The 12,520-nt window shown below is 50.5% G+C and carries 9 protein-coding genes; 7 read left to right on the forward strand and 2 right to left on the reverse strand.

Annotated elements, in window-relative coordinates; genetic code table 11:
- Positions 1-233 precede the first annotated feature (233 nt).
- Positions 234-2,564: a diguanylate cyclase gene (locus ACQUQM_RS16715; RefSeq protein ID WP_432471013.1), complete on the forward strand. Its 2,331-nt coding sequence runs from the start codon at positions 234-236 to the stop codon at positions 2,562-2,564.
- A gap of 35 nt (positions 2,565-2,599) precedes the next feature.
- On the opposite strand, the gene ipdC is transcribed toward ACQUQM_RS16715, so the two are convergent.
- On the reverse strand, positions 2,600-4,243 hold the full coding sequence (gene ipdC / locus ACQUQM_RS16720) for an indolepyruvate/phenylpyruvate decarboxylase (protein ID WP_432471014.1): 1,644 nt from the start codon (positions 4,241-4,243) through the stop codon (positions 2,600-2,602).
- Positions 4,244-4,429: 186 nt separating this feature from the next.
- Between ipdC and ACQUQM_RS16725 the strand changes: the two genes are divergently transcribed.
- The 6 genes from ACQUQM_RS16725 (at position 4,430) to ACQUQM_RS16750 (ending at position 10,359) form a co-directional block, all read left to right on the forward strand.
- Entirely contained in the window at positions 4,430-5,326 is an 897-nt protein-coding gene (locus ACQUQM_RS16725) for a LysR family transcriptional regulator (protein ID WP_432471015.1), read from the forward strand.
- 204 nt (positions 5,327-5,530) lie between these two features.
- Positions 5,531-6,571, forward strand: coding sequence for a 4-hydroxyphenylpyruvate dioxygenase (hppD, locus tag ACQUQM_RS16730; RefSeq protein WP_432471016.1), 1,041 nt, complete (start codon positions 5,531-5,533; stop codon positions 6,569-6,571).
- 237 nt (positions 6,572-6,808) lie between these two features.
- Positions 6,809-8,221: a sodium-dependent transporter gene (locus ACQUQM_RS16735; protein WP_432471017.1), complete on the forward strand. Its 1,413-nt coding sequence runs from the start codon at positions 6,809-6,811 to the stop codon at positions 8,219-8,221.
- Between the two features lie 104 nt (positions 8,222-8,325).
- Positions 8,326-9,639: an aromatic amino acid transaminase gene (locus ACQUQM_RS16740; protein WP_432471018.1), complete on the forward strand. Its 1,314-nt coding sequence runs from the start codon at positions 8,326-8,328 to the stop codon at positions 9,637-9,639.
- A 7-nt stretch (positions 9,640-9,646) separates the two neighbouring features.
- Entirely contained in the window at positions 9,647-9,886 is a 240-nt protein-coding gene (locus tag ACQUQM_RS16745; RefSeq protein WP_432471019.1) for a hypothetical protein, read from the forward strand.
- A gap of 20 nt (positions 9,887-9,906) precedes the next feature.
- Positions 9,907-10,359, forward strand: a complete 453-nt coding sequence (locus ACQUQM_RS16750) for a Crp/Fnr family transcriptional regulator (RefSeq protein ID WP_432471020.1) — start codon at positions 9,907-9,909, stop codon at positions 10,357-10,359.
- Between the two features lie 125 nt (positions 10,360-10,484).
- Here the strand turns inward: ACQUQM_RS16750 and ACQUQM_RS16755 are convergent, their stop codons facing one another.
- Positions 10,485-10,853 (reverse strand): VOC family protein, encoded by a 369-nt coding sequence (locus tag ACQUQM_RS16755; RefSeq protein ID WP_432471021.1) that lies wholly within the window; start codon positions 10,851-10,853, stop codon positions 10,485-10,487.
- Positions 10,854-12,520 lie beyond the last annotated feature (1,667 nt).

Consider the following 12,520-nt stretch of genomic DNA (forward strand, 5'->3'; position numbering starts at 1 on the left):
GCCCGAACTGTTCCGGCAGCATTCGTAAAGAAGACCAACAACTGTTTAATAAACAACCTGTTACGCAACTGCTTCATATAAGACTATGCTAATTGCAGAAGGCCCTTATTATCTGAACAGTTTATAAGTGGTGATTCAGTCTGCTTAAGTAGATGTGCGCGAACTGTGCACTGTGGCAACAGGGAAATAATCATATAGTACTTGCTACTGTTTACTCTGAGGCCACTACTGTAATGCAAGCTGTGGTATCCGATCTTATGCAGTATCGTTTGCTCTACACTTTTTTCATTACTCTGTTGCTGATACCGATCTTCAGTTTCGGTGCAGAGCAGCTGACTCCGGTCAGCCTTCAGCTGATCTGGAAACACCAGTTCCAGTCTGCCGGCTACTATATGGCCATACATAAAGGTTTCTACCGCGACGCTGGCCTTGACCTGACTATCTCCGAATACAGTGACAATATCGATCCGGTCGAAGAAGTACTCAGCCAACGCTTCGACTTTGCTATCGGCCGCTCAACCATACTGGCGCAAAAAGCCAAAGGCGCTGACATAGTCGCCCTGCTGGCCACCTATCAAAACTCACCGCTGATGATTCTGACATCTGAAGCCTCAGGTATAACCCAACCAAAAGAATTGCGTAACAAACGTATCATGATGACCCCTGGCGCAGAGAAACAGGTCGAGTTGCTGGCGATGTTGCTGCAATCCGGAATTACGCAAACCGACTTTACCCGCCAGAAACACAATTTTAATGTCCAGTCCCTGATTAAAGGGGACACCGATGCCATGGCCTCTTATATATCCAATGAGCCCTATCAGCTGGAACAACTTGGCGTCGGTTATAACATCATTCACCCGAAAGACTTCGGCTTTAGTATGTACTCAGACATGCTGTTTACCTCAGGAGCATACCTGAAACAGAACCCAGAGCGGGTCGCAGCCTTCAGACAAGCTTCGATCCGGGGCTGGCACTACGCTTTCGAGCATATTGAGGAAACCGCTGATATTATCCGGCAGCACTATAACAGCCAGAATAAAACTCGTGAGGCCCTGATATATGAAGGCCAGACACTAAAAAAACTAGCCTTCGCCAACGGCCGGTTCGGCACTATTTCCAGTGAAAAAATCAACCTTATGCTGCAGCTTTATCTGCTGTTTAACCGGATCGATGCCGATTACAACTTTGATAACTTCATCTACAAATTTCAACAAAATGAACAGCTCAACCTGAGCCCGGAAGAACAGGCATTTATTGCCACCGCGAATTCTTTCAATTTATGTGGTTACCCCCTGTGGGAACCTTATAGCCAGCTGAACTTCAATCATTACGAAGGGATGATTCCCGATTATCTCAAGCTGATTCAGGAACGAACCGGCCTGAGCTTCAAAACAGTTACCACACCGATATGGGATCGAACCCTGGAGGGGATGAAAGCCGCCGAATGCGATCTCATAGCCGGAGCAATGCGGACCCCAAAGCGCTCCCTCTACCTCGATTTTACCCGCCCATACCTTTCTATGCCCGCCGTCGTTGCTGTCTCCAGCGACTACAGCGATGATCTATCTATCGAAGTACTTTTGCAACAACCGGTCGCACTGATTCAAAGCAGTGCATTCGAAGAGATCATCACAAACCGCTACCCCGACACCAGGCTGGTGATTGTTTCATCGGTCGAGCAGGGACTGAAAAAAATCCAGCAGGGCCAGGTCATCGCAATGCTGGATACCGCCGACACAATCAGCGCTGCGATAGGTCGCTTTAACCTGACCGGCTTGAAAATAGTCAATCCCGGATATCATAACTGGGATATCAGCGTCGCAGTCGATAAACAGTGGTCCGATACCCCTTTCCTGAATATTCTAGATAAGGCTGTTTCCAGCATTTCACCACAAGATAAAGAGCAGATCCGCAGCCGCTGGGTACGGGTGCAGTATGAACAAAGCATCGACAGCACCCTGCTTTGGGAAATCTTCGCAGCTCTGGCAATCATCAGCCTGTTCTTTGCCTATCGCTATAATATAATTCATCGTCATAATAAGGAGCTGACCAAGCTTGCCCGTCACGACCAGCTCACCGGTTTATATAATCGCAGAATGCTGAACCAAAGCCTGGCTGACTCAGTGGCCATCGCGGAACGCTATAACAGGCCTCTGTCACTGATCTTTTTTGATATCGACGACTTCAAGCTGGTCAATGACCGGTATGGCCACAAAGCCGGCGATGAGGTGCTGATTCAGATCGCAGAGCTACTCCATATAAACTGTCGCATAAGCGATTCTTTTGGCCGCTGGGGCGGCGAAGAATTCCTTATAATTCTGCCCGAATCGCCTTTAAATAGTGCCGAGAAAAGCGCAGAAAAACTGCGCCTGTCTATTGCTCAACATCAATTTCAGACTGAAGCTGTCATTCAGCTTACCTCCAGTTTTGGTATTGCCGAATACCAGCCGGGAGAATCTATGGATAGCTTCGTTAACCGCGTCGACCAGGCCCTGTACCGGGCAAAGTCAGCGGGTAAGAATTGTGTCTGCAAGGATGAGCCCCCTTCCCAGCCATCAGAATAAACCGGCATAAAGCCGTGATCCCGAAAGCATGCCAATCACCCTGCAGCCTGCTGCCGCATTTTGGTGATTCCGGCAACAAAACGACTCAGGGTATTGGACAGATCGCCTGACTCGATGATCGCTTCGATCAGATAGAAGTTATCAGCGTCTCCCGCGGCCGTTTCCAGCGCTGCCTGCAATTCGGCACGGTTCGTAGCCCGCTGGCCGATACCGCCCAGCTCATTACCGATACGGGCATAGTTCAGTTGCGGCAGATCATTAAACTTCGATTCCGGCTGAAAAGTACGCAGCATCTCCCAGCTACTGTTATTGAATACGATCACGATCGGATTCCAGCCGTAGCGTCGGGCGTTCAACAACTCCCAGCCGGTCATCTGAAATGCGCCATCGCCCACCAGCACGATCGGGCGCTTACCGGTGGCCGCCTGCATACCAAAGCCGGCGGGCACACCGTAACCCATAGTGGCATAAAAGCCGGGGGCAACCAGATCAGTCTCTTCGATATCCAGAGTGGTAAAGAAGCAGTCACCCATATCGGCCGCAATCGGCATCGCACCCTGCTTTTGAAACAGGTCATTAATCGCTGCGGCGATATCCGTCGGGGTTATCTTCTGCTCATCGGCAGGCAGGTCGCGGGGATAATTATGGGTAACCGGTAAAACAGGCTTACTGGCGGATTCAAGGCTGTGCGCACGGAGGTTCAACTCAGAAATAAATGACTGCAGCGGGATCTCAGGGTAGATATGGTAGCCCATAGAGACGTTGCCATCGCTGGCCAGAATCACCTTACGGAAATCCATTTTCTTCTCTGATACGCCGAAATTACCATCGGTCAGGGTGACGCCCAGCAATACCGGCATATCGGAATCCTCGACCAGCCGGGTAAGTTCCGGGTCGCCAGCACCGCCAAGATAAGTGCCCTGCAGCGGCACATCCATATCGTTCAGCAGCCCCCGCCCCATCAGCGTAGTCACTACGGGAATGCCCAGACGTTTTGCTAGCGCCGCTGTTTCCTCTTCGATGCCAAAACGGCGGATCTCAACACCGACCACCAATACCGGCGATTTCGCCCGTTGCAGTTGTTCAAGGGTTGCAGAAACACAGGCATCCAGAGCGCCTTCATGCACCTGCTGAGTATCAGGCTTATATGACTCAACCTCTGCACAGTCATGGAATACCAGGTCCCTTGGAATCTCAATATAGACCGGTCGGGAGTGCTTAATACAGTTCGCCAGTACCCGGGCGATATCCTCTGGCGCCCGCGCAATATCGTTCAGTATCACCTGGTCACAGGTTACTTCTTTATACACTTCCAGCTGGGAGTTAAGGCTTTTAGCCTGATGATGAACCAGCAGCCCGGTGCTTCTGTCCCCCTCACCCGGACCACCGGAAATAACCACAACAGGAGACTTTTCGGCATAGGCGGCAGCAATAGGATTGACCATATTGAAACCACCTGCGCCATAGGTAATAGCCGCAACAGAGGGTTTGCCATGGCAGCGAGCCGCGGCATCAGCCGCATAGCCAACAGTCGGCTCATGGCTGAAAGTGTATAACGGCAGGATTTCTGATTCTTCCGCTACCTTAAAGAATGGCAATGCAAAATCTCCGGGGATACCAAAAATTTCCTCTACACCATGATCTTTCAGTGAGTTGAGCAGTACTTCAGCCAGGTTCATCGGATCACCTCAATAAGAAAAATGGCGCTGCCTGTAGTTACAAGAAAAGTTACAAGAACAGTTGCAAGAACAATGACCAAAGCAGCAAAAAAATAATGCCTCCACACTACTCGCCAGAACAATCAGAAAAAAGCATAATAAATAACACAACACCATCTACTATTTTGATCATAAAGGAGCCTTGTCATGCGTGTCGATATCGAAGCCCTACGCGTTCTGGATGTCGTTATCGAGCAAGGCAGCTTTGCCAAGGCGGCCGCTAAACTGCATAAAGCCCAGTCGGCGATCAGTTACCAGATTAAGAAACTGGAGCAGCAGTTTGATGTCGCCATCTTCGATCGCAGCAGCTACCGGGCAGAACTCACACCCCAGGGCCGTGCACTATGGCAGGAAGGCCGCCAGCTGCTGCAACAGGCGATACGGATTGAGAATCTGGCAGACCACTACTCCAAAGGCTGGGAACCGACATTTGAGCTGGTAATTGATGGTGCCCTGCCGCTGGAGCCGGTAATGAAGGCGATGAAAGCACTGGCCGATAAAGAGATCCCCACCAAGATCCGGATTAAGGTCGAAGCATTAGGTGGCGTGCAGATGCGTTTCGATCAGGACGAAGCCAACATGATGTTGGTAGTTGATTACACCCCCAGCCCGAAATTGAACGCGACCCCTCTGCCCGAAGTACCTATGGTGCTGGTTACTGCCGGCGATCATGCGCTGGCCGGACAACCTGAGATCGACCTGAACCAGTTACTGAGCCATGTCGAGCTGACCATCCATGATTCCAGCGAAACCACCACCGGCAAACAGGATCTGTTGCAGTTCGGCGGCGATAAAGTGTTTTACCTGCACGGTTTCGACAGCAAAAAAACCTGCCTTTTGATGGGCCTGGGCTATGGCTGGATGCCACTGTCGCTGATCACTGAAGAACTCGCCGCAGGCAAGCTGGTCGAACTGGATTATCTGGGCGGTTCACGTCATAACTTTACCCCTCAGCTGGTCTATTCCGCGGATCAACCACTAGGCAAAGCCGGTGAAGTTATTCTCAACGAAGTGCTGTCGGAGTTTGCCGCGTATAGCCAGTAGCCCTTAAGTGTGTCTCTCTGCTTTAACAGCCGGGCCATCCCAAGCACCAAACCATCAATTTATTAGATAATGTTTAGCTAATTATTATTCTTTTTATTTATCTTGATTCGATTAAAAATGATCTAAATCAATTTTAGAGCGCCATCGCTGCACTGAGTCAACTCAGCAGCGTTAATCAGATATCATAATAGAAAGGGCTAAACCATGGCTGATCAGAATAATCCTCTGGGTTTACAGGGCATCGAATTTACCGAGTTTGCCAGCACCGATTCCGGCTTCATGCACGATGTCTTTATCGCATTTGGTTTTTCCAAGTTAAAGCAGCACAGCACTAAAGACATCACCTACTACAACCAGAACGATATTCACTTCCTGCTGAACAATGAAAAAGCGGGATTCTCAGCCGATTTTGCTAAGAGCCACGGCCCTGCTATCTGTTCTATGGGCTGGCGGGTAGAGGATGCTGACTATGCTTTTGCAACAGCGATTCAGCGCGGTGCAAAAGCCGCAGATGACAGCAACAAAGACCTGCCTTATCCTGCGATCTACGGCATTGGCGACAGCCTGATCTACTTCATCGACAAATTCGGCGCCAAAGGCACTATCTACGAGTCTGACTTTAACCACCTGGATCAACCGGTAATCGTTGAAGATAAAGGTTTTATCAATATCGATCACCTGACCAATAACGTCTATAAAGGCACCATGCACAAATGGGCCGACTTCTATAAAGACGTTTTTGGCTTTACCGAAGTGCGCTACTTCGACATCAAGGGTGAAAAAACTGCGCTGATCTCTTATGCCCTGCAGTCACCGGATGGCAGCTTCTGCATTCCGATCAATGAAGGTAAAGACGATAACAATAACCAGATCGACGAGTATCTGGATATGTACAACGGCCCGGGCGTGCAACATATCGCTTTCCGTTCTAACGATCTTCTGACCTCACTGGACAAACTGGATCGCGATGTAATCGACACCCTGGATATCAGCGATGACTACTACGAAGAAGTCTTCAATCGGGTACCCGGAGTCTCTGAAGACCCTGCCCGCGTTAAGCACCACCAGGTGCTGTTAGACGGTGACGAATCCGGCTACCTGCTGCAGATCTTCACCAAGAACCTGTTCGGCCCGATCTTTATCGAGCTGATTCAGCGCAAGAACAATAATGGCTTCGGTGAAGGTAACTTCCAGGCGCTGTTTGATTCAATCGAGCGCGACCAGGAACGCCGCGGCGTCATCTGAACAGATCGGTCAGGCAAAGCTAACGATCTCAGGATCATCAGGGTTCTCAATTATCAGAGCCCTTGAACTTAAGGGCCCTTATGTAAGGAACCTTAACCTCAATAGCCAAGCCAGACCCCAGCCCGAACAACAAAACCCCAGCAAGTTAAAACCCCCATTCCCTTTTCTATGCGGAGGGAACGGGGTTGTTGTACCTGAAAATTTACAAATACAAAAATATAAAAACAGGGAACACCTATGTCTGATCTAACCGGTGCAATCACAGCACCAGCAGATGACAGCTCAGCTGTTGTAACTGGCAAAAAACGTCTTCAATGGTCAAGCCGTATGGCTTTTATCCTGGCTGCAGCAGGTTCTGCCGTTGGCCTGGGTAACATCTGGAAATTCCCCTATATCACCGGTGAACACGGCGGCGGCGCCTTTGTACTGGTCTACCTGGCCTGTATTCTGCTGATCGGTATCCCGGTGATGATGGCTGAAATCATGATCGGTCGGCGCGCTCAGAAGAACCCGGCAGAAGCGATGGAAACTCTGGCGCTTGAAGCCAAAGCCAGCCGCCTGTGGAAAAGTGTCGGCTGGATGGGCGTTATCTGCGGCTTCCTGATCCTCAGTTTCTATACCGTCATCGCCGGTTGGGCGGTTTCTTATGTATTCACCGCCGGCAGCGGCGCCTTCGTCGATATCACCCCCGATCAGGCCGGTGCGATGTTTGGCGGCATGCTGGCCGATCCGATCCGTCTGCTGTCCTGGAGCACGCTGGTCGTTATCATCACTATGTATATCGTTGGCCGGGGCGTTAATGCCGGTCTGGAAAAAGCGGTCAACTTCCTGATGCCTGGCCTGCTGGTACTAATCCTGATAATGGTTGGCTACGCCATGAGCACCGGCCACTTTATTGAAGGTGTTGAATTCCTGTTTGCGCCGGACTTCAGCAAGCTATCCACAGAAAGTGTGCTGGTCGCCCTGGGCCATGCCTTCTTCACTCTGAGTCTGGCATCCGGCGCAATCATGACGTACGGCTCATACCTGCCCAAAAACACATCCATTGTGAAAACCTCAATGGCGGTTGGCATTGTCGATACCGCAGTCGCTCTACTGGCTGGCATGGCAATCTTCCCGATCGTATTTGCCTACGGCCTTGAGCCTGGCGCAGGCCCGGGCCTTATTTTCGTCACCCTGCCGATCGCTTTCGGCCAGATGCCATTCGGCACCCTGTTTGGCGTGTTGTTCTTCCTTATGCTGTCGATAGCCGCTATAACCTCGGCTATCTCGCTGATCGAGCCTGCAGTTTCCTGGTTAACCGAGAAGCGTCAGTTCTCCCGCCTGAAAGCCTGTATCACTTCGGGTCTGGGTTTGTGGGTACTGGGCCTCGGCACTGTGCTGTCCTTCAATGCCTGGGAAAATCACAAGCTGTTCGGTAAGACATTCTTTGACCTGATGGACTTCCTGACCGCAAACCTGATGATGCCTCTGGGCGGCCTGTGTGTTGCAATATTTGCTGCATGGGTTATCAAGTCGAAGGTAGCAGAAGAGGAGCTAGGCCTGGGTACTGGACTGCTCTTTAAAGCCTGGCAGTTCGCAATGCGATACCTCACACCGGTTGGCATCGTGATTGTATTCCTCAACGCCCTGGGTGTGATCAGCCTGTAAAGCGCTGTTCCTGTTAACTCAGCCCCCCGGTAAACGATCACCTCCTGATCGTTTACCGTTCTTTCCTGACCGCTATCCGGCAATCTGAGCAAAAGATAATAAATATGACTTTAACAACAATACAAGATGACCATGATGGCCGTTCAGCACTGCTGAATCAGGCAATTAGCGGCGATATTGCAGCGCAAGAGTCCGCTGCGAAGCCAATGCTTGGTGCGAGCACCAGCCAGGTTCAGGAAGACCCTATATTCGAGCTGTTACAACAATTCCGTCTGGATACCCGTACCGATAAGATCGATCTGGGCATCGGAGTCTATCGTGACCACATCAACCAATCACCTGTATTTTCAGCGGTAAAGCACGCCGAACAGTGGCGCGTCGATACCGAAGAAGATAAAGCCTATATCGGCCCCCTCGGCGATCTGCCCTTCTGCCAGGCTATTTCTGATTTAGCGTTCGGCGAAGAGCTAGCCGAAAATCTTGCTCCCCGTTTTGCCTATGCACAAACTCCGGGCGGCGTTGGCGCCCTGCGTTTAGCATTTGAACTGTTGGCACAGAATAATCCCGACTGTTCGCTATGGCTCAGCGATACCACCTGGCAGGTGCATATTCCTATCGCCAACGCCGCCGGGCTCCCTCTACAGCAATACAGCTATTATGATCCCGAAACCGGACCATCCGGTTTCGAAGCGCTGCTGAGTAGCCTGAATGCAGCCAAACCCGGCGATGCAATTCTGTTGCAGGTAAGCTGTCACAATCCAACCGGGCTGGATCTGAGCGAGCAGGAGTGGCTTAAGCTGGCGCACTTCTGCAAAGATAAAGGCCTGCTGCCGGTCATCGATATGGCTTACCACGGCCTGGGTGACAGCCTGGAGCAGGATCGCCGCGGTCTGCAGATCATGGCAGCCAAACTGCCGGAACTGCTGCTTTGCTACACTTGTTCGAAGAACTTCGGCCTGTACCGCGACCGTACCGGTATGGTGCTGGCACTAACCGCCGATACGCAACGCCGTGGGATGGTTGAAAAACAGTGGATACAACTGGCAACACGGCATTACTTCACCCCGCCGGCCCATGGCGCAAGCCTGGTACGGCAGATACTCAACGATGGCGAGCTGCGCAAACTATGGCAAGCCGAACTGGAAACGATCAGTGCCCGGATACGTGAGGTGCGGAAAAACATATTCAACACCCTGAGTGAAGATGCTCCTTCCAGAGACTGGTCGTTCCTGACCCAGGGCCGGGGCATGTTCTCCCTGTTCCCACTGTCAGAGTCCGAGATCAACCGTTTACGAGAGGACTATGGCATCTACATCGTCAATAACGGCCGGGTCAATTTGTCAGGCTTCAATGATCTGAACTTCAGCCGCGCGATGCAGGCTATTGCTGAAGTAGCCAGATCGCCGCTGCGCGGCTAGCTAGAACGTGGCGCAAGCACCACTGCTAGTAGCTAGAAAAATCAAAAGCAAAAAGCAAAAAGCAAAAAGCAAAAAGCAAAAAGCAAAAAGCAAAAAGCAAAAAGCAAAAAAGGAGGCTATCTGCCTCCTTTTTCCGTTTCCGACAGATGATGGCTGGCGAACCAATCGATGTCATGGTTTGCAATACAATGACTTATACTCAAGTACAGCAGCTGTAAAGTTCTGGACTAATCTCAGGGCTGGCTGAATCAAGCAGGGCCCACAAACATGCCAACGTCAACGCTCACAACACTGCAACAGATGCCGATATTTGGCGGTATCAGCGATGAGGCTTTGCAGTTTCTGATGGACAGAACAACAACTATTCATGTTGCTGCCGGTGAAAATTTCTTTTACGAGGACGATCTGGCAGATGCCCTGTATGTGCTGGAAGAGGGTAAGGTCTCCATCACCAAATGCTGGGAGAGCAAAGACTGCCTGATCCGCTACCTGTCAAAGGGCGACTGCTTTGGTGAAATGGCGCTGATCGACCTCTGTCCGCGCAGCGCCACAGTATGCGCAGTAGAGGACTGCTGCGCCATCGAACTGCCCATGGCTGCTCTGCATGAGCTGTATGAGATGGACCCGACCCAGTTTGCGATGATTCAGATGAACCTGGCGCGGGAGCTTAGTCGGCGTTTGCGGGAGGTTAATGATCGGTTGTTTCAGATGCAGGTGTAGATGATGTTGGGTTATGCTGCGCTAACCTAGCCTGAGATGCTAACGCCTAGCTAATGGGCCGACTGGAGCGTAGCGTAAGGAGGTCCAGCCGCAGGCGTTCATTGAGCGCCTTGTTATGTGTCCGTTTAGATGTAACAGTGAAAGTTGAGTTTATTACCATCCAGATCTCTGAAATAGCCGACATAAAAGTTTTTACCTTTTAGATACGGACCACCTTCACTTGTAGCACCAAGTTCTAATGCTTTTGTGTGTAGTTTATCCACACTTTCCTGGCTGGAAGTGGTCAATGCGACCATTCCGCCATTGCCAACTGTTGCTTCACTTTCATCGAAGGGCTTCGTCACAGTAAATAAAGGCTTTCCTTCACCAAAGCTCCACGCGCTCAATCGATCTGTATCAAATGCTTTTGCAGCACCCATTTCATTAAAAATGACATCGTAAAATGATGTAGCTCTCTCTAAATCATTTGTTCCAATAGTGATATAACCTATCATACCTTTCCTATTCTATGATGCTTGCTGAACACATAACATTTTAGTTGTGCGCATGCGCGTTATTCTTTTTGCGTTGCGCATAAGTTCCGATGCGCAATTTTGTAACCCCCTGATACTAATTAACTTTCTTTAAAACTGCCAGATACAAACGCGCACGCCTTCCTTGCAAACGCGCAACAACTGTCGTTAATCAAAACTTAACTGTATATCCGTTCAGGAAATATGATGGCCGCGAGAGAGCTATTTAAGAAGGGTTTCCGAGCCACGAACAAGCAGCGTTCTTTGCTGCGTTCGAGCTACGAGCAACGACCTCTGGGGGGAATTTCGAACTCAGTCTTCCGCCTTGAAGGCACTCTTTATTTAAAGAAAGGGGACCTTCAAACGGCCTTTGGTTGTAGATGCAATAGTTCTTAACAATCTAAACCCGCCCCTGCTGCTTGGTTGGCTACGCCAACTCCCCTGCGCGTTTCGCTTACCAATGGGTGCTCAAAAACTCGAGCGCTTCGCACTCTCGGACAGTTCTCGCACTAATCCATTGGTAATCTCCAATGCTCGGCTGCACAGAAGGGGATAGATTTCCGTGCCAGGCGTACCTTCCGTAGTACGAAGCAAAGCAACACTACGGATTCAGGAAAGAAAGCTCTTAAGCTCTTAAGCTCTTAAGCTCTTAAGCTCTTAAGCTCTTAAAGTGTGGACCCTAGCCTTCTGGGCTTCGTTCCACTCAGACCAGCCTACCCTTCTTACAAAGTGATGGAGTGGGCCTCTCGCATAAAAAATTTAGAAGGCTTTTTGCTTTTGATTTTTCTAGCCACTAGCAGCAGCGAAGCCGCTTTCTAGCTAGCCGAACTTGTTTGGCGGTCTGGCTATAATTTGCTGTGTTCGAGCAACAGCTAGTTAGGCTTGCCTCTATCCGCCCAACCTTCAGTTTTGTGGGAGCGACGCCTCGTCGCGATAAAAGCTTCGCCGCGAGGTACCCAAGGGGCATACTAGCGCGCCTCCCACAACCACCTACCCTGCTTACAAAGTGATGGAGTGGGCCTCTCGCATAAAAAATTTAGAAGGCTTTTTACTTTTGATTTTTCTAGCCACTAGCAGCAGCGAAGCCGCTTTCTAGCTAGCCGAACTTGTTTGGCGGTCTGGCTATAATTTGCTGTGTTCGAGCAACAGCTAGTTAGGCTCGCCTCTCTCTTCCCAACCTTCAGTTTTGTGGGAGCGACGCCTCGTCGCGATAAAAGCTTCGCCGCGAGGTACCCAAGGGGCATACTAGCGCGCCTCCCACAACCACCTACCCTGCTTACAAAGTGATGGAGCGGGCCTCTCGCATAAAAAATTTAGAAGGTTTTTTGCTTTTGATTTTTCTAGCCACTAGCAGCAGCGAAGCCGCGTTCTAGCTAGCCGAACTTGTTTGGCGGTCTGGCTATAATTTGCTATGTTCGAGCAACAGCTAGTTAGGCGCGCCTCTCTCTGCCCAACCTTCAGTTTTGTGGGAGCGACGCCTCGTCGCGATAAAAGCTTCGCCGCGAGGTACCCAAGGGGCATACTAGCGCGCCTCCCACAACCACCTACCCTGCTTACAAAGTGATGGAGCGGGCCTCTCGCATAAAAAATTTAGAAGGTTTTTTGCTTTTGATTTTTCTAGCCACTAGCAGCAGCGAAGCCGCGTTCTA

This window comes from Amphritea sp. HPY, assembly GCF_050870985.1.
Lineage (GTDB): Bacteria > Pseudomonadota > Gammaproteobacteria > Pseudomonadales > Balneatricaceae > Amphritea.

Coding starts and splice junctions, on each gene's coding strand:
- ACQUQM_RS16715 (WP_432471013.1), top strand. CDS start 234: ATGCAAGCTGTGGTATCCGATCTTATGCAGTATCGTTTGCTCTACACT.
- ipdC (WP_432471014.1), bottom strand. CDS start 4,243: ATGAACCTGGCTGAAGTACTGCTCAACTCACTGAAAGATCATGGTGTA.
- ACQUQM_RS16725 (WP_432471015.1), top strand. CDS start 4,430: ATGCGTGTCGATATCGAAGCCCTACGCGTTCTGGATGTCGTTATCGAG.
- hppD (WP_432471016.1), top strand. CDS start 5,531: ATGGCTGATCAGAATAATCCTCTGGGTTTACAGGGCATCGAATTTACC.
- ACQUQM_RS16735 (WP_432471017.1), top strand. CDS start 6,809: ATGTCTGATCTAACCGGTGCAATCACAGCACCAGCAGATGACAGCTCA.
- ACQUQM_RS16740 (WP_432471018.1), top strand. CDS start 8,326: ATGACTTTAACAACAATACAAGATGACCATGATGGCCGTTCAGCACTG.
- ACQUQM_RS16750 (WP_432471020.1), top strand. CDS start 9,907: ATGCCAACGTCAACGCTCACAACACTGCAACAGATGCCGATATTTGGC.
- ACQUQM_RS16755 (WP_432471021.1), bottom strand. CDS start 10,853: ATGATAGGTTATATCACTATTGGAACAAATGATTTAGAGAGAGCTACA.